Raw genomic sequence first — 22,928 nt, forward strand, 5'->3', positions numbered from 1 at the left:
CCCTCAGGACCATCCTATGGCGTCGATCTTCGACCCCTTCCTGAAACAGACAGAGTTCTACTGGTCCAGTACACGGAATATCACCGCGATGACGGAGATGCTTTCCGCTTCAATCCATGGCGCGATGAAACTGTCGGGGGAAGCAACGCGCTTCTTCAGTGAACGCATGCGCGAGGACATGGATACTGCAAAGCATCTTTCCACCTGTCGCACCGGCGAGGATGTCTTCCGTACCGGGTCGGCGTTTTTCGACAATGCGGTTCGTGCTTACGCTGATGAAACAGCGAAGATGGTCCACCTCGCTGCAGATGCAACCGCTGCGACCTGCAGACCGATGGAAGACCGCACCAAAGAAGCGCTTCATAGCGTCGCTGGTATCCCCAAGCACAATGGCATGTTCGCCTGAATCGGACGCAGTTTAGTCCCGCGACGCGAGAATGCTTTCCGCGTCGCGGCGGATGACCGCTTCCTCGTCGGCGGGGATGACGAGTACCTGGCAGTTGCTGTCGTCGAACTCCAAACGCTGTCGTCCCTGATCGTTCCGCGTGCGGTCGATATGGACTCCTAAGTATCCGAGACCAGCCGCGACCCGCTCGCGGATTTGGGCCGCATTCTCACCGACACCGCCGGTGAAGACCAAAACATCCATACCGTTCAGGGCTGCCGCCATCTCACCGATCCCAAGACTGATGCGGTGAACGAAATGCGCAAGCGCCTGAGCCGGGCCCGGTTCTTCCTCGCGTTTCAGTATCTCACGGATATCGCCCGTACCGATGCGCGCCATCCCTCGGAGGCCAGCCTCCCTGTAGAGGACCTGCTCGACCTCGTCAGGATCGAGGCCTTCCTGCCGAATGAGGAACAGGAGCGCGCCCGGATCGAGGCTGCCGCACCTCGTGGCCATGGGCAGCCCGTCGAGCGCACTGAAACCCATGCTGGTGGCCACGCTCTGCCGTCCACGGATCGCACAGAGACTGGCGCCGCTACCGAGATGAGCAGCAACGATGCGCGGCTGATCGAGATCCGGAAGGAGGCGCGCCACTTCGCTCGCGACATGATCGTAGGAGAGGCCGTGGAAGCCGTATCGGAGGATGCCGCGCCGTGTGTAATCCTCTGGCAGAGCATAGAGCTGGACGTGGTGTTCCTGGCTTCGGTGAAAGCTCGTATCGAAACTCGCCATTTGGGGAACGCCGGGTAGGTGGCGCTCAACGGCCTCTATCGCTTCGAGCGCCGCAGGCTGGTGAAGCGGCGCGAGAGGAACGAGCTGCGTGATCCGCTTCAAGACCTTCGTGGTGACGAGCGCTGGTCCTTCGAAGAAGGGACCGCCATGGACGACCCGGTGACCGACAATGTCGGGCGTTGTGCCAGAGGCGCGCTCCTCGATGAGGCCGAGCACGGCCAAGACAGCCTCATCTGCTGATAATGGCCCGTCGAGGCGCTCGTGCATGGCATCCGACCTGCCGGAACGCGCTTCGAGTTCCGGAGCCGAGGGCAGGCCGCTGATCTGACCGCGGAGAACGGTCTTGTGCCCATCAGTCAGGGCGAACTTCACACTGGACGAGCCCGTATTGAGAACGAGGACCCGGCTTACCATTCCTGCCTCAGCAGAAGGCTTGCCAAAGCGCAGCTGGCTCGGCGCGGCAGCTCGCCTTCCGCCCGGCTTGTCAGAATGATCGGTACGCGGGCGCCAAGCACGATCCCGGCGGCAACGGCGCCGCCCAAATAGTCGAGCTGTTTGGCCATGATGTTGCCCGCTTCAAGATCGGGAACAAGCAGGATGTCAGCGACGCCGGCCACCTCGGATTTGAGACCCTTGAGGGCGGCAGCGGCAGGAGACACTGCGTTATCGAAGGCCAGAGGCCCGTCCGCAATGACTCCTTCGATTTGTCCACGCTCCACCATCTTGCAGAGCGCCGCCGCATCCACCGTCGATGGGATGTCTCCCGTTACCGTCTCGACAGCCGAGAGGATTGCCGCCTTCGGCGTCTCGATCCCCAGCGCTGCGGCGAGGGTGCCGGCGTTGCGGAGGATGTCGGCTTTCTGCGCCAGGTTCGGAGCGATGTTCACTGCGGCGTCGGTGATGAGGAGAAGCTTCGGGTAGCTCGGCGCATCCATGACGAAGACGTGGCTGAGCCGCCGCTCAGTCCTGAGGCCGTGGACACGGTCAACGATAGGCTCCAGCATTTCGTCGGTATGCAGTGCCCCTTTCATGATCGCCTGAACTTCACCGGCGCCCGCAATCTTTGCCGCCTTAATCCCGGCCGCGTGGCTGTGGGGGACATCTTCGATGAAGAGCCCGTCGAGGGAGAGATCGCCAGCTGAAGCCGCGCTTTCGATTCGGGCGCGAGGACCGATCAGGATCGGCTCAATGAGCCCGTCCCGGCGGGCGGCAAGGGCACCCCTCAGAGAGACTTCATCGACGGGGTGAACCACCGCGACCTTGATTGGGCCCTCCTTTGCAACCTCGCCGATGAGGGCTTCGAGGCGCTCCCCACGTTCGGGCAGGAGGAGGGGCGGCACGTCCGGCGCTTCGATTTCTCGCGCCTCCTCGGGGGCAAGAACGACGGCTTCGCCTTCCAGCACAAGCTCGTCGTCCTGGTTGATCGCCCTGCACCCAAGCCGGACCTGCCGCCTGTCCTCCTTTGCAGTGAGGGTCACCGCGACGGTCAGGGTGTCGCCGACGCGGACGGGAGCGAGGAAAGAGAAGGATTGCGAGAGATAAATCGTGCCCGGACCGGGAAGCTTCGTGCCCAGAACGGTGGAGACGAGGGCGCCGGTCCAGAGCCCATGGCCGATGACACCGCGGAAGATAGACCCGGCCGCGTAGTCTCGGTCGAGATGGGCAGGGTTGATGTCGCCGGAGGCCCCCGCAAAGGCGAGGATGTCCCGTTGGGTCAGGGTGCGGACGAGCGAGGCGGTGTCGCCGACCGACAAGGCTTCGTAGGGTTTGCTAACAAGGGTCGCCATCGTCCCATCCCATGACGTGAAGGCCGCCATCAACGAAATGAACGTTTCCGGTCGTCGCCGAAGCACCGGGGCCGGCGAGGAAGGCGGCGAAACTGCCGACATCTTCCGGGCTAGCGAGCCTTCTCAAGGGAGCCACCTGCCGCGCGCGCTCCATGGTGCGGTCGAAATCCTCGAGGCCGGAGGCCGCGCGGGTGTCCATCGGTCCCGGAGACAGGGCATGAACCCTGATCCCGCGCGGGCCGAGTTCGTACGCCAGCGTACGGACGGTCGCCTCAAGAGCGGCCTTGACCGGTGCCATCACGTTGTAATCGGGAAGGACACGTTGCCCGCCAAGATAGCTGACGGTCGTGATGCTACCGTTCTTGGGCATGATCGCGGCCGAGCGGCGCGCGAGATCGACCAGGGAGTAGCAGGTTATCTCCATCGCTTCGAGGAAACCCTCCTGCGAGCATTCGTGAAGAGGTTCGAGAAGATCGGTAAGCGGACAATAAGCAATTGAGTGGAGGACGTGGTCGACATGCCCCCATGTCCGGCCAATCTCTTCGAAAACGCCGTCGGCCGTGACTGGCACGCGGGCGTCGTAGGGGCAGAGAAAGGCCGCATCCACCGCATCCGCCACCGTCTTGACATGGAACCGCGCTTTATCGTTGAGGTAGGTCAGGCCCACCTCAGCTCCGGCCCGAACGTAAGCCTGCGCACAGCCAGCTGCGATCGAGTGCTGGTTGGCAACCCCGGTCACGAGGATCTTAGCACCCGAAAGGGGCAGTTGCTCCGTAAGGTTGTCATTAAAGCTGGAAGACATAGCTACCGGGCGCCTTTTCAGTTTGTGTGAGGTCATTGCCTGCGATCTCCACCAGTCGGGGCTGGCGGCCCAATACAGGGTCGCCGCTCCGCTTCTCGAGCCAGGCGGTCCAGGCGAGCCACCAAGAGCCGTCTTGTTCTTCTGTCTCGGCTTCCCAGGCTTCGGGTGTTTGAAACTTGGCATCATGGGGTGTGGTGCGGATGCGAAAGGTCCGACCAGCGTGACCTGGCTTGCTGACAATACCGGCATTATGGCCGCCGCTTGTCAGAACGAACGTCACGTCGGTATCGGACAGGATGTGGATCTTGTAGACCGATGGCCAGGGGGCGACATGGTCCTTCGTGGTGGAGACCGCGAAGATTGGCGCGTCGATGTCTGATAGCGAGATACTTTGACCAAGGGCATCGAAACGACCATGGGCAAGCTCGTTGTCGAGATAGAGACGGCGAAGGTACTCCGCATGCATCCTCGCTGGCATCCTCGTACCATCGGCGTTCCAAGCCATGAGATCGTTTGGCGGGCGGCGCTCCCCCAGCCAGTAGTGCCGCATACCACGCGACCAGATGAGATCGTTGGAGCGCAACATCTGAAACGCGCCGCCCATCTGCTGTTTGTCGAGGTAGCCTTGCTCCTCCATCAGGTCTTCGAGGAATGTGAGCTGGCTGTCGCTGATAAAGAGAGAGAGCTCGCCCGCCCCCTCGAAATCGACCTGCGCTGCGAGGAGAGTAAGGGATGCGAGCCCGGTTTTCTCCCTCTTCGATAGGTAGCCTGCCGCGACCGCTGCAAGCGTGCCGCCGAGGCAGTAGCCCGCGAGATGAACATCCGCCTCCGGAACGGCCTCGTTTACAGCCCGCAGAGCTGCCAGGGCTCCGTCTTCGAGGTAGCTATCAAAGCCGATATCGCGCTCACCTGCTCCCGGATTGCGCCAGGACACCATGAAGACGGTAAAGCCCTGACCGGTGAGGTAGCGGACGAGGGAGTTCTCCGCGGACAGGTCGAGGATGTAGTACTTCATGATCCAGGCGGGCAGGATCAGGATCGGCTCGAGCCGCACCTCCTCGGTCGTGGGTGCATACTGGATGAGCTCGATCAGGTGGTTGCGGTAGACGACCTCGCCAGGCGTCGCGGCCAGGTTCTCGCCTACCGTAAAAGCCTCGTGCCCGGCCGGGCGACGTCCGGAGAGCTGCCGGAAAGTGTCGTCCCAAAAATAGAGTACCCCACGAAGCAGGTTCTCGCCCCGCTCCTCCATGGTCCGCTGAAGGACTTCCGGATTGAGGAAAAAGGCGTTGCTCGGCGACATCGTATCGAGCGCCTGACGGGTGAGAAAGTCGGCTAGCGCCTCGTGCTGGGGCCTGACGCCCGGCACGCCGGTGATGACGTTGTGCCAGAACTGCTGGGTCAGGAGGAAATGCTGATGGATGACGTTGAAAGGCCAGGTCTGCCAGCTCTCGTCCCTGAAACGCCTGTCCTGAGCCAAAGGCTCGATACAGAGTCCGTCTGTCGCATTCGAAGCCGTCAGTTGCTGCGCGTAGGCCGTCAGACGCCTGACCTTATCAGCCGCTTTGAACGCGACCTGCATCTGCTTGCCCGGCGAGAAGAGAAGATGCGTACCCCAGTCGAGATAGCTGCCCATCACCGAGATCGGGGAGAAGCCCCCCATGAGCTTGCCGACCATGGCGTGGGCATGGTGGTCGAGCTTTGCCGGCAGCTCGTGTCTGAACGCCTCGAACATGTCCCCGGTGAACGGCACTTCCAACCAACGAGGGGATGCAGGGCTTGGCTTAGCCGACCCGGCGTTGGCCGTGGGGCCTGAGAAGTCGGGGGAAAGGCTGCCATCCATCAGTCGCTGATCCTCCCAAGTCATGTGCGGGTTCTGCACCAGGCGGGACAGGCAGGGTTTGACCTAGCGCAAGGCCGCCCTGGTCCTTGCAGCTCACGTTCCCGACAGGCTTGGGAGATCGAAGATGAAGCGTGCGCTCGTTTTTGTTGTGGTACTTCTCGGTGCTCTGTCCGCCTTTTTCGTGCTTCGTGCGGCCAGAGAGATACCAGAACCGGAGAGGCGGATTTCTGCCGAGGCGAATGGCGACTCGCTCATGGGCCGGAAGCTTTTCGTCACCAAGAGCTGTGTCACCTGCCACCAGGTGAGGGGCGTCGGCGGCAGGGCGGGACCACCCCTCGATGTGATCGTGGGGGGCGAGAGTCCCACGTCCGCGGATTTTCTCGCCGGGATGTGGCGTGGTGCACCGATCATGGTGGAGCTGCAGCGCCTGGAGATCGGCTACCAGATTGATCTCGAAGGCGACGAGCTTCTCCATCTCGCCGCTTTCGCCTCCGACCCGCAGGCACAGGATACGTTCACCATCGACGACGTGCCGCTTCAGATGCAGGAACTGTTCCTAGACGAGGCTTACGTTCTCGAAGAGGACCTGGACGACTTTTACGACCGCTACCGGGGGGAGGAGTGGTACGACTTTTCCGATGGTCCGCCCCATGACTGATACGAAAACCGTCACCCTCTTTCTCGGACATCCCGATCCTGGCCCCAGTTATTGCCGGGCACTGGCGGAACGCTACAAAGAGCACGCTGAGGGGGCAGGTCACCGTATCATCTTCTTCGATGCGGCCGCGGAAGAGGTTCCGTTCCTCCGCTCCCAGAGAGAATTCGAGGAAGGCGAGGTGCCAGAACCTGCCTTACGCCTTCAGAAGGCGATCAAGGCGTCGAACCATCTGGTCCTGATCTTTCCGATGTGGATGGGCACCCTTCCAGCTCTCACCAAGGGTGTCATTGAGCAGACCTTCAGAGAGGGCTTCGCTCTCGACACGACTGATCCGAAGACCCTTCCTAAACAGCTTCTGCGAGGCAAATCTGCGCGCATCATCATGACCATGGGGATGCCAGCGTTTCTTTACCGGCACTATTTTCGTGCTCATGGGCTGAAGAATCTCGAACGGAACCTCCTCAAGTTCGCGGGCTTCGGTCCAGTCCGAACCAGCCTGATCGGCGGTGTGCAGGGAGGCTCCGATAGCTATCGAGAGAAATGGCTGGAGCGGGCCGGTCGTCTCGGCGCGATGGCCATCTGAGACCCGGTTTGATGGGGATCAAAGATCACCCTAGATTCGCGCGGCAAGGCGGAGAGAAGCTTGTAAAGACCGCCCATGCCCTTCGTGAAAGCACGCAAAAAAGTCGAGCGGAGCCCAACGGCCTCGGTCTCTGCCGCGCATGTCTTCGAAACCCGGGGGCTGACCAAGACCTACGGTTCGGGCCCCTCGGCGGTTCACGCCTTGAGAGGTGTCGATCTCGAGATCAAGCGGGGCGAACTGATCGTTCTCCTCGGACCATCGGGGAGCGGGAAGTCGACCCTTCTGAACATTCTCGGAGGGATCGACAGGGGGAGTGAGGGAGAGGCCTTCTACGAGGGCAGCTGCCTCACGAGCATGACAGACCGTCAGCTTACGAACTACCGGCGTCACCATGTCGGTTTTATCTTTCAGTTCTACAACCTGATGCCGAGCCTCACGGCGGAGGAGAACGTCTCCCTCGTCGCCGAAGTCGCGGACGATCCCCTCGAACCCCGTGAGGCCCTTTCCATGGTGGGCCTCGGAGAGCGGGCGGGGCATTTTCCCTCGGAACTCTCAGGCGGTGAGCAGCAACGGGTCGCGATCGCCCGGGCCATTGCCAAGAATCCCAACGTCCTGTTCTGCGACGAGCCTACGGGGGCGCTGGACAGCAAGACCGGCATCACCGTTCTGAAGGTCTTAGCCGACCTCAACGAGCGGCTCGGCACCACCGTCCTCATCGTCACCCACGCGGCGGCGACGGCGGCAATGGCAGATCGGGTGATGCACTTCAGCGACGGGGCCATCAGGGAGATCGTCCGCAACGTGACCAAGGCCGACCCCGAAAGCATCGTGTGGTGATGCTATGAGAACGATCGACCGAAAGCTCGTTCGCGACCTCTGGGCGATCAAAGGTCAGTCCTTGGCCATCATTCTCGTTCAGGCGGCCGGCATCTCACTTCTGGTCATGAGCCTCGGGATGATCGCCTCCTTGAGCCAGACCATGGAGGCTTATTACGATCGCTACCGCTTCGGTGATGTCTTTGCTTCCGCCACCCGCGCTCCCATCCTGACGCTGCTTGAGATCAGGGCCATCGACGGCGTGGCCGCCGCGGAAGGGCGCGTCGTTGGTGGCGGCCTCGTCGATATCCCAACCATTGATGCACCGGTTTCGGCGAGTTTCGTCTCCCTTGGCGAGGACCCCCGCTCGGAGCTTAACGGCGTGCATATCGTGCAAGGACGACGCCCCAATCCAGTGCGGACTGATGAAGTTTTGGTTCTCAATGCCTTCGCGGAAGCCGTCGGGCTAGAACTCGGGGACACCGTTTCCGTCGTCGCTTACGGCAAGAAACGCCAGTTTCGCATGGTCGGCACTGCCCTTTCGCCCGAGTTCATCTACGCGATCGCTCCCGGCGCGCCAACGGTGGACGACGATCGATTCACTATCATCTGGGCACCGAAGGAGGCTCTCGAAGCCGCCTTCGACATGGATGGGGCCTTCAACGACCTCGTGGTTCGACTTGATCGCGGGGCGGGAGAGGCCGAGGTCACCGCCCGTATCGACCGTGTTCTCTCCCCCTTTGGCGGACGGGACGCCTTTGGTCGCAACGACCAGATTTCCAACAAGTTCCTGACTGAGGAACTGAAGCAGCTGCGGGTCATGACGTTTCTGATGACGCCGATCTTCATGGGCGTCACGATCTTCCTTCTGAACGTCGTCATCGGGCGGCTCGTCCAGACCGAGCGCGAGCAGATCGGCCTCCTCAAGGCGTTTGGCTACACGGATGGAGAGGTCGGTCTGCACTACGCCAAGTTTGCACTCATTCTAGCCTTTCTCGGTGCCCTCGTCGGGTGGGGCGGCGGTCTCTATCTCGGCCGTGTCATTACTAGGGTTTACCAGAGCTACTACAGCTTCCCGTTCCTCATATTCGAAACGGACTTCCGTACCGCAGCCTATGCTTTCGGTCTCAGCCTCCTTGGCGCAGGGGTCGGAGCCTTTGGCGCCGTACGTTCTGCCATCGGGCTTCAGCCTGCGGTCGCGATGCGTCCTCCCGCACCCGAAAGGTTCGCCAAGGCTGGCGGCATTTTCGGAGCTGTCTCGAAACGGCTCGACGGGCTTACGAGGATGGTTCTGAGGCAGATGACCAGGCGCCCGGTCAGGGCCGGAACGCTGATCCTTGGCATCGGCGCGGCCATGGGCTTGTCGGTAATGATGGAGTTCAACAGGGCCGCAATCGGGCAGATCCTCGATGTGTCTTTCCACGTGGTCGACCGAAGCGACCTTACCGTCAGGTTTAGGGAGCCTCTCCACGAGCGGGTCACGCTGGAGCTCGGGCGCTTGGGCGGTGTGCGCCACGTCGAGGCCTTCCGCTCCGTCGCCGTTTCTTTTCGTCATGGAACGGAAGAGTACCTTGGCGGCATCACTGGCGTGGATGGCCAGCCGAGGCTTAACCGCATTGTGGACGAGAGCCTGAGGGACGTTGTCGTGCCGGAGGAGGGGCTTCTGATTTCCTCGTCCCTCTCGCGGCTTCTCGGCGCTGAGGTTGGCGATGTCATGACCGTCGAGGTGCGGGAGGGGCGCCAGCCTTCGCTCGAAATCGAAATCGTCGGCATTATGGACGCGATGATCGGGACACCGGCCTACATGTCTCGCTCGGCGATCAACCGGCTGCTGCTCGAGCCGGGACGTGTTTCTGGAGCCTATCTCGCGTCCGACAGCAGCGCCCTGGCAGCGCTGCAACGGCAGATGAAGGAGATACCGCAGCTCTCCAACGTCAGTGCGCGAAGCGATGTACTGACGAATTTCGAGGAGCTGCTGGAGGAGGGGCCGGGGACGTTCCGAACCATCATGACTCTCTTCGCGGGGCTCATCGCGGTGGGTGTCGTCTATAACGGCGCGAGGATTACCTTCGGTGAGCGGCGCTACGATCTCGCAAGCCTCCGTGTGCTGGGCTTCACGAGAGCGGAGGCGAGCTACGTCGTCACGGGCGAGATCATGATCCTCGTCATCCTCGCCCTTCCCGTGGGCGCGCTGATCGGGACGCTCATCTGGAGCTACATCTCGGTCGCCATGAGCAACGAGCTCTATCAGGTGCCCACGGTCTGGAACCCCGCCGGCTTCGGCGCTGCCGCGATCATCGTTCTTCTGTCCGGTGCCGTTTCCGTCTTGATGATTCGCCGCGACATCGGCCGACTCGATATGGTGTCCGCCTTGAAAGCGAGGGATTGATCCCATGAACCGCTCCCGCTTGGTGTCTCTCGCTGTGGTCGGTGCGGTCGTGGCTCTCTTTCTGCTGTGGGCGTTCTGGCCGCGGCCGATCTTCGTCGATACCGCCATTGCCCAACGCGGCACAATTCTGGTTACGGTCGATGAGGAGGCCGAGGCGTGCGTGCGCGAGATCTATGAGGTCAGTGCGCCGTTTTCTGGCAGGCTCCTGCGGGTCGATGTCGAGCCGGGTGATCCGGTGATCGCTGGTGAGACGGTTCTGGCACGGATGATGCCGACCAATCCCGACGCCCTCGATATCAGGACGGAGGAGCAGGCCTTGGCCGCGGTCGATGCGGCGCAGGCCGCACTCGCCCTGGGTGAGGCCGACAAGGCGCGGGCGGAGGCTGACCTCGCCCTGGCACGCTCCACCCTCGAGCGGTACGAAGGGCTGGTTCGGGTCGATGCCGCGTCCCGCGCCGACCATGACCGGGCCCAGCGCGATGTCCGCTTCTCGGCGGCGCAGCTGCGTTCGGCGGAAGCGGCGATCAGCATGCGGACGGCGGAACTTCGCCAGGCCCGTGCTCTTCTCATGTCGATGGAGGCAGCCGAGGAGGCCGCGATGACCGGCAATCCTCACCCCGTCCAAAGTACCCCGGTCATCGCTGCAGCGAGCGGCGTCGTTCTTCAGGTGCACCGCGAAAGCGAGACCACCCTTCAGGCCGGATCGCCTATCCTCTCGGTGGGCGATCCTCATAACGATCTCGAAGTGGTGGCCGAGCTTCTCTCCCCCGAGGCCGTCAGGATCGAGCCTGGCGATCCCGTTTTAATCGAGCGCTGGGGCGGCGACCGTGTGCTGAACGGCAGGGTCCGCCGTGTCGATCCATGGGCGTTTACGAAGATCTCTGCCCTCGGCATCGAAGAGCAGCGGGCCAACGTGTTGATTGAACTGACGGATCCGGAAGAAGGGCGGGTCGGTCTTGGGCATGGCTACAGGGTGTATGTTCGGATCGTGGCTGACCAGCGTGACGATGTCCTGATCGTCCCTACCACAAGTCTCTTCGCCCATGAAGGCGGTGACGCTGTCTACGTTCTCCGCGAGGGACGGGCGGTCCTGACGCGGGTGACGAAGGGTCTGACCAACGGCCTTGAAGCCGAAGTCGCGGGCGAGGGTCTCGAAGGCGCCGAGGTGGTGCTCTATCCCGATCCGGATCTTCAAAACGGCGACCGCATCAGGCCGCGCGGGGCGCCCTCCTGACATGTAAAAGAACAGTCGTCGGCACCCTCCTCAAGTTACTGTGCAAGCTCGGACTTAAACGTTCGGCGCCAAACATGCCTATGCTATGGCCGCTGTCATGGAGCTGGACAGCGACGACACCGAATTGCGCGAGCAGCTTGGCGCGCTCATCAAGACCGCGGTGGATGCGATCGTCTCGATCGACAGCCACGGAACGGTCAGGCTCTGCAACCCCGCTGTCGAACGGCTCTTCGGTTGGCCGGCGCAGGATCTTGTCGGCAAGAATGTCAGCGTCCTCATGCCGGAGGCCGATGCGCATCGCCATGACGGCTATCTCGCCCGCTACATGGACGGGGGAGATGCGCGCATCATCGGCAAGGGCCGGAAGGTTCGCGGGAAACGCTACGACGGCAGCGAATTTCCCCTGCATCTGAGCGTCGGCGAGTGCACGGTCTCTGGCGAACGTTACTTCGTAGGTATCTTGAGGGATCTGACCGCGGAGACCCATGAACAGGCCCGTCTTCAGCAGCTCGAAGATCAGCTCGCCCTGATGGGGCGGCGGAGCGCAGTCTCAGAAATGGGGGCGTCGCTTGCGCACGAACTCAACCAGCCGTTGACAGCCATCGACCTTTTTCTGACGGCGGCGAAGCGGGCATTTCCAAAACATCCAGACCAAGCGCTCGCTCTTTTCGAAGATGCCCGTACCGAAGCGCAACGGGCGGGGGCAATTGTCAAGCGCATACGGAAGATGGTCGAAGGAGCGGAGCACAAGCGAGAACTCTTCGCGCTTAAGCCTGTGATCGAGGATGCGATCGAGCTCTGCCGTATCGCCGATACGGCGAACCCCGCCACATTCGAGATCGTTGGTGCGGACAGCGTCGAGGTGTTCGGTGACGAGGTTCAGATCCGCCAGGTTCTGGTAAACCTTATCAAAAACGCCCTTGAAGCCACCCAGCATCAGAACCGCCGGGACGTGCAGATTGCTGTCGCCCGACAGCGCTCCATTACTGTGGACGTTGCCGATAACGGCCCCGGCGTCGATCAGACCATCGCCGCGAAGCTGTTCGAACCCTTTCATTCGACGAAGAGCGGCGGACTGGGAATTGATCTTTCCATCTGCCGCAGCATTGCAGAAAGCCACGGCGGTGAGCTGCTCCTGGTTTCTCAAGCTGGTTTGTCGCCTGGCGCCTGTTTCCGTCTGAGGCTTCCCGATGCCGACGAAGAGATACGGGAGAATGATCGATGACAAGGATTGCGATCGTCGATGACGATGACGGCATGCGCCGCGCTCTTGTTGCGCTTTTGGGGGTCGGTAGCTGCCAAATTTCGGCCTATGCAACAGGGGAGGCGTTTCTCGACGCCGTTCCTGAGAAGGCCTTTGACCTTGCGGTCCTTGATCTTCGCCTTCCTGGTCTGACAGGTTTGAAAATCCTTGAGCGCCTTAAGCCCTTTGCATTCCCTGTGGTGATGATCAGTGCCAACGGTGATATCCGTACGGCGGTCGACGCGATCAAGCTTGGGGCTGTGGACTTCATCGAGAAGCCTTTCGTGCCGGAGGAGCTGGAGGGGCTGATCGAAAGGGTGCTGCGGGAACGTGGTAGAAACACTGAGCCAGCCTGTCCTGATGTCGAACCTGAGCAGACCCACTTTTCGGTACTGACGCCGCGTGAAAAAGAAGTGGCCTTCGCCCTTCATGAGGGCCTGACGAACAAAGAAGTGGCAAGGCGCCTCGGGTGCAGCCCGCGAACGATCGAAGTCCACCGTGCGCGGGTCTTCAGCAAGCTCGGCGTCTCGAACATTGCAGGTCTTGTCAGGATGGTGTCGGGCTTCAGCCACTGACTGCGAATCTTTGTTTGAGGTCAAAGTGTGGTGGCCATCGGGGCCTCACCTTGGCGCCATGAACGGGCCTACAAGCGAGCCGCTCGAGCATGAGCACACGACCGCCGCGATCCGGAAGAGGATCGGTAACGCCGGACGCGGCGGATTGCTTCGGGACTGGGTGCTCGGCGGGATCGACGGGGCGGTGACAACCTTTGCTATTGTCGCCGGGGTGGCGGGGGCGGGTCTTGCACCTTCGGTGGTGCTGATCTTGGGCTGTGCCAACCTGATTGCCGACGGCTTTTCGATGGCCGCCGGGAACTACAGCGGGGTCAAAGCCGAGAACGACGAGCGCTCGAGGCTCCGAGCGATGGAGCTTCGGCACATTCGCCAGGTCCCCGAAGGTGAGAGGGCGGAAGTCCGCGAGATTTTCCGGCGCAAGGGGTTCGAGGGCCCTGACCTTGACCGAGCGGTCGAAGTCATCTCGTCGGACAATGACCGATGGGCGGCGTTCATGCTGACCGAAGAGCTAGGGCTCAGCCCGGTCGCCCGCTCGGCTCCGACCGCGGCGCTCGCGACCTTCACAGCCTTTCTAATCTGCGGGGCCGTTCCACTTCTCCCTTTCGCTCTGGGCTTCTCTCGTAGCTTCACCGTCGCGGCCTTTGCCACGGCGGCGGTTTTCTTTCTCATCGGCGCTGCCAAGGCGCGCTGGTCGCTGAGAGCTTGGTGGGTGTCCGGGCTCGAAACCCTCGCGATCGGCTCTCTCGCGGCGGGGGCAGCGTTCCTCGTCGGCGATGTTCTCGAAAAGCTCGTCCGTTGAGACGTCTGACCTGGCGCAAAGAGTCTGGAGGGTCGTCAGTCTAGGAAAGGAGCGTCATCCAATCAGAGGACCACCATGGCCGAGTTCGAGCGCCCCATCCGAACCACCCTCACGGACGGAACCCCCGTGATGATCCGTCAGATCCATCCCGAGGACAAACACTATCTGAATGAGGGGTTGGAGGAGCTGTCGCTCGAAGCGCAGCACTACCGCTTCTTCGCGCCAAAGAAGGCCTTCTCGGAGCGCGAGCTCGAAGCTTTCACCGAGATCGATCACCACACGCACGATGCCTGGGGCGCGTTCGATGAGAGCGGCGACGGTCCCAAGCCCATCGGGATCGCTCGCTACATTCAGCAGGAAGAGAGCCCCACCGCCGCGGATTTCGCTGTCACGGTGCTCGACAGTCACCAGGGGCGCGGTCTCGGCACCTTGCTTTTGGGTGTCATCGCGAGCCGGGCGACAGACAATGGCATCGCCCATTTCCGGTCTGTGGATATGTCGGACAACAGAAAACTGTTTGACCTATTAGACGACTTCGAAGTGGAGCGGGATACCCGCGGTCCCGAAGTCGGGATCGACCTCAAGCTCCACGACGATCCTGCGGCCTATCCGAAGACACCCGGCGGGGAGGTCTTCCGGCGCGCCCATGAACTCTACTGTCAAGCTTGCGGGGCCCGATGAAGCTAGCCCTTCGGAATCATTGTCCCTCCACCCGTGTTTTCGTTGTCGAAGACGACGATGCCGTTCGCGAAGGGATGCGGACCCTTCTGGAAGGGGAGGGCTATCAGGTGAGCTGCTATGCAACCGCTCTCGATTTCCTCTCCGACGCGGCACCGACCGACAACGATGTCGTGGTGCTGGATATCGGCCTGCCCGATCTTCTTGGGGACGCCGTCGTAGCGTTTCTCAAAAAATCCGGCTTCCAACCGCGGATCATCGTTGTATCTGGTCTGAAGCTGGGACCCTTCGAAGCTGCTGTCCGTTGCATTGCGCCAGAGGCCGCTTACCGCAAACCGCTCAACCTGCGTGCGCTCTTGCGGCAGCTTGGTACAGTGCAACCCTACGGGGCGCCACGTACGTAATAGAAACCCCCTACGCGCACGACCGGATACCGCGCGGTGTGCGAAAGTGGGACATTGATCGGGCAACAGCACCAGGGAGAGTGCGATGACCGGTTCCAAACTGATTCACGTTCAGAGAGGCAACGAGATCTACGCTGCGGGGGAAGAGGCGGCAGCTCTCTACAAGGTTTGCTCGGGCGCGGTGATCTTGTTCATGATCCTCGAGGACGGGCGCCGTCAGATCATCGACCTGGCAGGCCCCGGCGATCTTTTACACTTCGATCTCGACGGCGAGCTTGACCATTTCGCGGAGGCTCTGACCGAGACGGAGCTGGCGGTGTTCGACGGCGCCTCCGCCCTCGGTGACCCTGACTTCCTGCCCTTTTTCCTCGAGCAGACCCGTGCACGCCTGGCTATGGACCGGCGTCACATCACGATGCTCGGCCGTAAGACGGCCCAGGAGCGGCTCGCGGACTTTCTCGAATGCGTCTCGGAGTGTTTGGGTAGCGCACCGGGCGAGATCGACCTGCCCATGACGCGCCAGCAGATCGCCGATTATCTCGGCCTGACGCTCGAGACCGTGTCCCGCATCTTCGCCCGCTGGGTGCGCGAAGGACGCCTCGTTCAGGTTGCGCCAGGTCAATACGAATTGCCCGGCTACGGACTAAATAGAGTTGGGGCGGCGATAAAGGTCAGCGCGCTGCTGGCCGCATAATGGCAAACGCCAATTGGGAGAGAAACAATGAGCCTTGATGATGCGCGTCTAAAAAATCTCAGCCGACTGAACGGTCCTCTCGACGTGAGCTCGACCCTCAAGGAACTCGAAGCGGAGATGAGCAGCGGGGCCCGTTTTCCCTTCGGCCCGCTCGGTGAATTCACTCTCGCTTTGCGGAGCTACGCAAAGGAGACGATGACGGCGAAGGACCGCGCGCTTTTCCGTCTCATGACGACCCTTGGCAGCGGCTGCGAAGGGTGCGTCGCGGATGCCCTTGTCAACGCCATCGGCCGGGGTGCTTCTCGGCTTGAGATCAAGCGCGCGCTGACCCGCGGCGTCATGATGGCGGAGCGCCCGGCGATGATCTTTGCCGGTGAGGCTTTGGCTCATTTCGATATGATCAAGCGGACGGATGCTGAAACTGCGTATAAAGAAGAAATGCAGGAGCAAGCTCCTCTGAAAAAAGGAAACCTGCTGGAGTATCGTCGGATCCACCGGGTGCCGGGAGCCGCCGCCTGACCATGCTTGACCTCTCGGAGCCCGACAGAAATGACCACACGGGTTCCGGGGCCGTCGGGGATAAGGCTGCCACCACGGCCTTTCACGCTCGGTCCGGGCCGGAATGCCTCGGGGCACTTTCTTCGTCCGATGACGGACTGACACCCGAAGAGGCGACCCGGCGCCTCGCTGAATACGGCCCTAATCGACCGCCACAACACAAGCGCACGCCTGTCCTGCTGCGCTTCCTCGCGCATTTCAACAATGTCCTCATGTACGTCCTGATGGCGTCAGCGGTCACGACGGCCGTTCTAGGACATAGCACCGACGCCGCGGTGATTGCCGCTGTTGTTCTTGCCAATGCGATCATCGGTTTCATCCAAGAGGGGCGCGCCGAAAAGGCCATGGCGTCGATCGGCAAAATGTTGGCGCCTCACGCTGCTGTCATCCGTGGTGGCGAGCGTCTGACTCTCGACAGCGCGGAGATTGTGCCAGGCGACATCGTCCTCCTCGATGCTGGCGACCGGGTGCCCGCGGATATCAGACTTCTTGAGGCTCACGGCGTTCAGGCCCAGGAAGCCGTCCTCACCGGCGAGTCGGTCCCTGTGGAAAAGGGCGAGGAGGCGAGCGCTGAAAATGCGGCCCTCGCCGAGCGGTACGGCGTCGCTTTCGGCGGAACACTGGTGACCTCAGGTCAGGCGAAGGGGGTGGTCTTCGCCACCGGTCACAGGACCGAGATCGGCAAGATCAGCCGGATGATGCATGACGTGGAGACTATGACCACGCCGCTGATCCGGCAGATGAACGGGTTCTCGACCTGGCTAACGATCCTCGCCCTACTGTTGGCAGCGCTGCTGGTCGTTTTCGGCGTCATGGTGCGGGGCGAGCCCTTCATCGAGATGTTCATGGCTGCGGTCAGCATCGCCGTCGCGGCCATTCCCGAAGGCTTGCCCGCGATCCTGACCATCACCATGGCCGTGGGTGTTCAGGCCATGGCGAAGCGGAATGCCATCGTTCGGCGGCTTCCGGCCATTGAGACCCTGGGCTCGGTTTCGGTGATCTGTACGGACAAGACCGGGACACTTACACGCAACGAGATGGTCGTTCGGTCGGTTGTCGCGCGGGCGGGGAGCTGGGAGGTGGAGGGCGAGGGTTACGCCCCCGAAGGCGAAATCAGGGCCGAGGGTACGGGATCGATCGAAGTCCTCCACGCAATCGCTGCGGTTTCGGAACGCTGCAACGATGCATGCCTCGCCGAAGAAGGCGGTGGGTGGTCCGTAGGCGGTGACCCGATGGAGGGGGCACTCCTTGCATTCGCCAGGAAGGCGAACCCGGACGAAGCTCCCAAAACCGAGCGGAAGGGCCTTATCCCCTTTGATGCTCGCCACCGGTTTATGGCCACACTCGACCGAGCCGGCGATGATTCTGTCGTCTCCGTGAAAGGGGCGCCCGAGGCCATCGGCGCGTTCTGCCGTACACAGATAGGTGCGGAGGGAGCGGAAGAGCCCTTTGACGAAACCTTCTGGAAAGATGAGATCGACCGGCTGAGCGCGAGCGGCCAGCGTGTCCTCGGCTTCGCAAGTCGCCAAGCGGCGGCAGAGGAAGGCGACCTCACGCCTGACACGCTCGGGCACGAACTCGTCTTTCTGGGAATTGTCGGCTTGATCGACCCGCCGCGTCCCGAGGCCATCGAGGCGGTCGCCGCCTGCATCGAGGCGGGGATCGATGTCAAAATGATCACTGGTGACCACCGAGGGACAGCGGCAGCGATCGGTCGTCAGATCGGCCTTGCGTCTGTGGACCGTGTTTTGACGGGTCAGGATCTCGATGAGCTCGATGACGCCGCTCTCAGTCACGCCGCGTTCGAGACTGATATCTTCGCCAGGACCAGCCCTGAGCACAAACTGCGGCTCGTCAGGGCATTGAAGGCTCAGGGGTTGACCGTCGCAATGACCGGCGACGGGGTCAATGACGCGCCTGCCGTGAAGCTGGCAGATGCGGGTATCGCTATGGGCATCAAGGGTAGCGAAGCGACGATCGAGGTCGCGGACATTGTCCTTGCCGACGACAACTTCGCTTCAATCGCCGCGGCGGTAAGGGAAGGGCGCACGGTCTACGACAACATCAAGAAAGTCCTCGCCTGGCTCTTGCCCACCGACGCTGCGGAGGTCGCGATCGTTTCACTCGCAGTCCTTCTCGGTACGGCGCTTCCGATAACGCCGCTTCAGATCTTGTGGGTGAACCTTGTCACCGCCGTCACCCTCGGGATCGCTCTTGCCTTTGAGCCAACGGAAGAGAACACGATGCACCGTCCGCCCCGGCCCGCTGATCAGCCGATCTTCGATGGGAGACTCGCCTGGCATGTTGTGGTGGTGACAGTTGTCTTCGTGGCGGGCATCTACGGCATCTTCACCTACGGCCTCCGGCTCGGCTACGATCTGCCCGTCGCAAGGACCATGGCGCTCAACGCTCTGGTGGCCTTCGAGATCGCAGCGCTCTTTTATGTGCGGAATATCTATGGAACCAGCTTCACCTGGAAGGCCGTTCGCGGAACGAGGGTCATCTGGCTAACTGTATTCCTCACTGCCGCCGGTCAGCTGGCGGTCACCTACATTCCTTCTCTTCAGAGCATCTTCGGTACCGCAGCAGTTCCTGTGCGAGAAGGCTTGATCATTCTCGGCTTGGGCGTGATCGTCTTGATTCTTCTCGAAACGGAAAAGCAGTTGCGGTTCGCCGTAACGGGGGCAGGGCAGCGCCGCAGCCAGGAACAGAACAGAGGTGCAAGACCGACTACTGCGCCCCAGCGGCCGCTTGATCGAGGTCAGAGACGCCTTCTCCTTCCGCCGAAATGATCCCTCTTAGAGAGGAAAATCCCATGACACAGACAATGAAGGCCGCCGTAGTCACCGAGTTCGGAAAGCCTCTTGCGATTAGAGAGGTCAACCGACCGAAGACACGGTCGGGTCGCGTACTCGTCGAAATGAGGGCCTCCGGCGTGTGCCATACGGATCTTCATGCGGCCCATGGAGACTGGCCCGTGAAACCCGAGCCGCCCTTCATTCCAGGTCATGAGGGCGTGGGGGTGGTGGCCGAAGTGGGTGAGGGTGTTCGCGGCATCCGCGAAGGAGACCGTGTCGGGGTACCTTGGCTTCATTCAGCCTGCGGGCACTGCCGCCACTGCGTCGGCGGATGGGAGACGCTTTGCGGAGAACAAGAGAACACCGGCTACTCCGTCAACGGTGGCTTTGCCGAGTATGTGGATGCCGACCCGGCCTATCTCGGCCACCTGCCAGACAAGCTTGGCTTCGTCCCCGCAGCGCCCATTCTCTGCGCTGGCGTTACGGTCTATAAGGGTCTCAAGGAAACCGAGGTAAAGCCCGGCGAAACAGTAGCGATTGTCGGCGTTGGTGGTCTCGGCCATCTAGCCGTTCAGTACGCGAAGGCGATGGGTATGGACGTCGTCGCGGTTGATATTTCGGAGGACAAGCTTCGACTTGCCCGCGAATGCGGTGCCAATACGACGATCAACGCGATTGAAGTGGATCCCGGAACGGAGCTCCAAAAAGGCGGCGGCGTAGAGGGGGTGCTCGTCACGGCCGTTTCGACCTCGTCTTTTGCGCAAGGAGTCGAGATGCTGGCGCGCGGAGGAACGATGGCGCTGGTCGGCTTGCCACCTGGCGGCTTCGAGCTTCCGATCTTCGATGTTGTTCTCTCGCGAAAAACGATTCGCGGCTCGATCGTCGGTACACGCAACGACCTTCGCGAGGCACTGGAGTTCGCGGGCGACGGAGCCGTGACTGTCCACCAAACGACCGAGCGGCTCGAAGCGATCAACGATATCTTCGATCGCATGGAGCGAGGCCGGATCGACGGGCGCGTCGTCTTAGATTTCGAGTGAGAACGGTCGTGACGTATCACCTCGCAGATCGGTCCAACGCTTCGCAGCCGAGCGCGCGCCGGTGGCCGGTGTCCATCCAAATCATTCACTGGGTCATGGCGGCAATGATCGCTTATCTCATTCTGACGAGCCATTTCGAAGATATGGAAAGCGTTGAGAGAGCCGAGAGGATTAAAGTTCATGCCGCCTTGGGTGCAGGCCTCTTCTGCCTCGGAGCCGTGAGGCTTTGGCTGGTCCGCAAGCTTCCCGTACCCGACAAGATCGCCGGTCCGCTCTGGCAAGAGCGGCTGGCGGCTGGCGTGAAGCGTGCGTTCTACGTCCTCTTCTTTTTGGTTCCCGTTCTCGGCCTGATCCTCGCCGGGCTGGTCGCCTATGATGTTGATCTCGCGGGAGCGATCCGGGTCTCGGGCTGGCTCCGTGACGACCCCTCGGCGGCAGCGCTGATGAACTCCGTTCACGGCTTCTCCGTCGATATTCTGACGGGGCTCATCGTTCTTCATATGGTTGGTACCCTTTACCACCAGTTCGTACGGCGAGATGGCCTGGTGGCGCGGATGCTTCCTTCATGGCCTTCGAGGGCGCGAGCGGGCAGCTCACCGTCATGACCTCCGTCATCGTTTCTGCCTTCGACGACCGCGGCATGAAGGCCGCGCTGAGGGCAGCCGTGCCGTATTTCGGCGAAACCGGGGAGGCGATCGGTCTCTAAGTTCCAGATATGCAGCAGCGGGCCCTGCTGACAGACCCGCATACCGCGCGCCGGATCTAATAGAGCTTTGAGGCAGAAAGCCATCGCCTCGCCCAGAGGCGGCGGCTGGCCTTTTGCGAACTTGCGGCATAGCTGGGTCTGCCACCGCAAAAGATACGTTGGATCGAGCATCCGCCATCTGAGCAAGGGTGCTACGCGGCCGCCTCCCGTCTCGGTCAACTGATCGCGCTGCCGCTCCCAAAGCATACGGATCACCGGAACAGTCTACCCATCAACGAGGAAATCCTGATCGGTGCGGGGGGTTCAATCCTCCTGACGCCTGCACCGTTTTCCGCCGTCGAGCTCGACCTTTAGGTATTGGCTGGAATGGCAGCACTGCAGCGGCCCGCGCCCTGTCGGTCCTCAGACCGTCCCTTTTTGGATGGCGTGCGGGTGAGGGTGATGATTATCGGTTCGGTTTGCGTCGGGGCTCCGGATGCTGCGGAGGTCGCTGGCGGTCTGCGAACGCCTGGCTATGCAGCTGAGGCTCTGGTCATGCGCGCCGCTGATCACAACCGGCAGGTTGTCGACCTGATGAAGGACGGGTGCCGAAATGTCGAAGCTACCGGCCTCGTCATTAGTACCTATTCGCGCTCCCGTCTGAAGGAGCGTGTGTTCGGCGGCGTCAAACGCTGGCTCCTCCGGGAGGCGCTGCCTCCAACGGTTATGGTCCACTGACGCGCCCGCATCCTTTGTGATCTATCGCAAAGAAGTGCAGCTGTCCTGACGGCTACCTCGGCGTTAAATCGCAAGGAGCCTCTCCATGACCATCGGCACTGTTCTTGTTCCGGCTTTCGATGACAAAGGCATCCGCCACGCCGTGCGTGCGGCGATGCCCTTCGTCCAGAAACTCCGAGCCAGCCTCAACGTCCTTCACGTGAGAGAGCGTTATCCGGCGGCGCATGTGGCCGAGTATTATTGGCATACAGAGGTCTTAAAGGAGTTTGCGGAGAAGGTCGCGCAGCGTGCGCAAGAGCTGAGAGTGGCGGCGGAGGAAGCTGCCGGGCGTAGCGATTTTACTTGGTTGCAGCCTGAGGGCGTTGAGGAGGCGGATTTCGGTCCCGCCTCGCGCATGGCCGATCTCATTGTGGCGCCGCCGCCGAACGTTTGCGGACGCCCAGATGCTCAAAGCCTCGTCGAGCAGTTGATGATCGGCTCCGGCCGCCCGGTACTGCTGACGCCGGAGGATGCGGAGCCCCGAGTTCCCAGTTCCTATCTCGTCGGATGGAACGGAAGTATCGAAGCAACGCGGGCCCTCGCCGCGGCGCGTCCGCTCCTTGAGACTGCCAAGCGTGTCACGGTGGTTTCAGTCGGGGAGATCGACCGGCCCGCGCCCGACGCTAGCGTCATCGCGGAGGCATTGAACAACGCTGGGATCAAGGCCGAAGGCAGAACCGTTGGCAAGATCGGTACCGTGACGGAAACACTGAAAGGCGAGGCTTCAGAAGCCGGCGCGGACGTGCTCCTGCTTGGCGCATACTCTCATTCAAGACTGAGGGAGCGTGTCCTGGGCGGCGTTACGAGAAAGACGATCAGGCAGCCCTTCATGCCGACGCTCCTCGTTCACTGAACGGTGCTGAGCACTTCGGCGAACAACAGCCGAGAGGGCTGAAAGCCTCAGAGATCAGGAAATAGAACGATCACAGGGTAAGCGATGAGCTACTATTTTTCTAAGACAGCGGCGATGTCATTCGAGGATGCGCTGACCAGGCTCGAGCAGCTGCTCGGTGAAGAAGGCTTCGGCATCTTGACGCGGATCGACGTGCAGGACGTTTTCCGAGCGAAGCTCGATGTACCATTTCGGCGGTATCTGATCTTGGGCGCCTGCAATCCGGACTTCGCGTTTGAAGCCCTCAAGGCGGAAGACAAGGTCGGAACCATGCTGCCGTGCAACGTCGTCGTTCAGGAGACGGGATCCGGGAGGGTTGAGGTTGCCGCGATCGATCCGGTCGCTTCCATGAGCGCTATCGATAATGGCTCGCTCAGGGTAGTATCTCAGGAGGTCCGGACGAGGCTGCAGCGTGTCATCGATAGCTGTTGAGGAAGGTCTACCTGAGAAGCCGCTGTGAATGCGGCTTACCGGAGGTTTTTGGCATTCTGGCCTCGAA

At 61.6% G+C, this 22,928-nt stretch carries 23 protein-coding genes; 19 read left to right on the forward strand and 4 right to left on the reverse strand.

Annotation, left to right across the window (positions count from 1 at the left end):
• Nucleotides 1-16: 16 nt before the first annotated feature.
• The gene (locus tag HK107_RS14535; RefSeq protein WP_173201067.1) at nt 17-406 is read left to right on the forward strand and encodes a phasin family protein; all 390 of its coding nucleotides are present in this window, start codon (nt 17-19) and stop codon (nt 404-406) included.
• Between the two features lie 12 nt (nt 407-418).
• Here HK107_RS14535 and HK107_RS14540 read toward each other — a convergent pair whose 3' ends face one another.
• The 4 genes from HK107_RS14540 to HK107_RS14555 are packed head-to-tail and all read right to left on the reverse strand — an operon-like array spanning nt 419 to nt 5,630.
• Nucleotides 419-1,591 (reverse strand): acetate/propionate family kinase, encoded by a 1,173-nt coding sequence (locus tag HK107_RS14540; RefSeq protein WP_173201070.1) that lies wholly within the window; start codon nt 1,589-1,591, stop codon nt 419-421.
• Entirely contained in the window at nt 1,585-2,964 is a 1,380-nt protein-coding gene (locus tag HK107_RS14545) for a bifunctional enoyl-CoA hydratase/phosphate acetyltransferase (protein WP_173201072.1), read from the reverse strand. Before HK107_RS14545 ends, HK107_RS14540 begins: the two co-directional genes overlap by 7 nt.
• Nucleotides 2,948-3,766, reverse strand: coding sequence for an enoyl-ACP reductase FabI (gene fabI / locus HK107_RS14550; RefSeq protein ID WP_173201074.1), 819 nt, complete (start codon nt 3,764-3,766; stop codon nt 2,948-2,950). The genes HK107_RS14545 and fabI overlap by 17 nt, the downstream gene beginning before the upstream one ends.
• Nucleotides 3,750-5,630, reverse strand: coding sequence for a PHA/PHB synthase family protein (locus tag HK107_RS14555; RefSeq protein WP_173201076.1), 1,881 nt, complete (start codon nt 5,628-5,630; stop codon nt 3,750-3,752). Before HK107_RS14555 ends, fabI begins: the two co-directional genes overlap by 17 nt.
• A 100-nt stretch (nt 5,631-5,730) precedes the next feature.
• Here HK107_RS14555 and HK107_RS14560 point away from each other — a divergent pair, with 100 nt between their 5' ends.
• The 18 genes from HK107_RS14560 to HK107_RS14645 all read left to right on the forward strand — a co-directional run bounded on the left by HK107_RS14560 (nt 5,731) and on the right by HK107_RS14645 (nt 22,861).
• Nucleotides 5,731-6,264 (forward strand): c-type cytochrome, encoded by a 534-nt coding sequence (locus tag HK107_RS14560; protein WP_173201078.1) that lies wholly within the window; start codon nt 5,731-5,733, stop codon nt 6,262-6,264.
• A complete protein-coding gene (locus HK107_RS14565; RefSeq protein ID WP_173201080.1) occupies nt 6,257-6,847 on the forward strand; it encodes an NAD(P)H-dependent oxidoreductase in 591 nt (196 codons plus the stop codon). The genes HK107_RS14560 and HK107_RS14565 overlap by 8 nt, the downstream gene beginning before the upstream one ends.
• Before the next feature lie 75 nt (nt 6,848-6,922).
• Nucleotides 6,923-7,684: an ABC transporter ATP-binding protein gene (locus tag HK107_RS14570; protein ID WP_173201091.1), complete on the forward strand. Its 762-nt coding sequence runs from the start codon at nt 6,923-6,925 to the stop codon at nt 7,682-7,684.
• A gap of 4 nt (nt 7,685-7,688) precedes the next feature.
• Nucleotides 7,689-10,052 (forward strand): ABC transporter permease, encoded by a 2,364-nt coding sequence (locus tag HK107_RS14575; protein WP_173201093.1) that lies wholly within the window; start codon nt 7,689-7,691, stop codon nt 10,050-10,052.
• A 4-nt stretch (nt 10,053-10,056) separates the two neighbouring features.
• Nucleotides 10,057-11,286, forward strand: coding sequence for an efflux RND transporter periplasmic adaptor subunit (locus tag HK107_RS14580; RefSeq protein WP_173201095.1), 1,230 nt, complete (start codon nt 10,057-10,059; stop codon nt 11,284-11,286).
• Between the two features lie 85 nt (nt 11,287-11,371).
• On the forward strand, nt 11,372-12,511 hold the full coding sequence (locus tag HK107_RS14585; RefSeq protein ID WP_173201097.1) for a two-component system sensor histidine kinase NtrB: 1,140 nt from the start codon (nt 11,372-11,374) through the stop codon (nt 12,509-12,511).
• Nucleotides 12,508-13,104, forward strand: a complete 597-nt coding sequence (locus HK107_RS14590; protein WP_173201099.1) for a response regulator transcription factor — start codon at nt 12,508-12,510, stop codon at nt 13,102-13,104. Before HK107_RS14585 ends, HK107_RS14590 begins: the two co-directional genes overlap by 4 nt.
• 58 nt (nt 13,105-13,162) lie before the next feature.
• Complete coding sequence (locus HK107_RS14595; protein ID WP_173201101.1) at nt 13,163-13,903, forward strand: VIT1/CCC1 transporter family protein; 741 nt, start codon at nt 13,163-13,165, stop codon at nt 13,901-13,903.
• A gap of 75 nt (nt 13,904-13,978) precedes the next feature.
• Nucleotides 13,979-14,584 (forward strand): GNAT family N-acetyltransferase, encoded by a 606-nt coding sequence (locus HK107_RS14600; protein ID WP_173201103.1) that lies wholly within the window; start codon nt 13,979-13,981, stop codon nt 14,582-14,584.
• Complete coding sequence (locus tag HK107_RS14605; protein WP_173201105.1) at nt 14,581-14,985, forward strand: response regulator; 405 nt, start codon at nt 14,581-14,583, stop codon at nt 14,983-14,985. Before HK107_RS14600 ends, HK107_RS14605 begins: the two co-directional genes overlap by 4 nt.
• An 85-nt stretch (nt 14,986-15,070) precedes the next feature.
• Nucleotides 15,071-15,679, forward strand: a complete 609-nt coding sequence (locus HK107_RS14610; RefSeq protein WP_173201107.1) for a helix-turn-helix domain-containing protein — start codon at nt 15,071-15,073, stop codon at nt 15,677-15,679.
• 27 nt (nt 15,680-15,706) lie between these two features.
• On the forward strand, nt 15,707-16,198 hold the full coding sequence (locus tag HK107_RS14615; protein ID WP_173201109.1) for a hypothetical protein: 492 nt from the start codon (nt 15,707-15,709) through the stop codon (nt 16,196-16,198).
• 2 nt (nt 16,199-16,200) lie between these two features.
• Entirely contained in the window at nt 16,201-19,029 is a 2,829-nt protein-coding gene (locus HK107_RS14620) for an HAD-IC family P-type ATPase (protein WP_173201111.1), read from the forward strand.
• A gap of 23 nt (nt 19,030-19,052) precedes the next feature.
• Entirely contained in the window at nt 19,053-20,075 is a 1,023-nt protein-coding gene (gene adhP / locus HK107_RS14625) for an alcohol dehydrogenase AdhP (protein WP_173201113.1), read from the forward strand.
• Between the two features lie 68 nt (nt 20,076-20,143).
• Nucleotides 20,144-20,680: a cytochrome b gene (locus HK107_RS14630; RefSeq protein WP_173201115.1), complete on the forward strand. Its 537-nt coding sequence runs from the start codon at nt 20,144-20,146 to the stop codon at nt 20,678-20,680.
• Between the two features lie 542 nt (nt 20,681-21,222).
• Nucleotides 21,223-21,498, forward strand: coding sequence for a hypothetical protein (locus tag HK107_RS14635; RefSeq protein WP_173201117.1), 276 nt, complete (start codon nt 21,223-21,225; stop codon nt 21,496-21,498).
• Nucleotides 21,499-21,583: 85 nt separating this feature from the next.
• A complete protein-coding gene (locus HK107_RS14640; RefSeq protein WP_173201119.1) occupies nt 21,584-22,390 on the forward strand; it encodes a universal stress protein in 807 nt (268 codons plus the stop codon).
• A gap of 84 nt (nt 22,391-22,474) precedes the next feature.
• Nucleotides 22,475-22,861 (forward strand): DUF302 domain-containing protein, encoded by a 387-nt coding sequence (locus tag HK107_RS14645; protein WP_173201122.1) that lies wholly within the window; start codon nt 22,475-22,477, stop codon nt 22,859-22,861.
• Nucleotides 22,862-22,928 lie beyond the last annotated feature (67 nt).

Origin of the sequence: Parvularcula mediterranea (assembly GCF_013085255.1) — a bacterium.
GTDB classification, from domain to species: Bacteria; Pseudomonadota; Alphaproteobacteria; order Caulobacterales; family Parvularculaceae; genus Parvularcula; species Parvularcula mediterranea.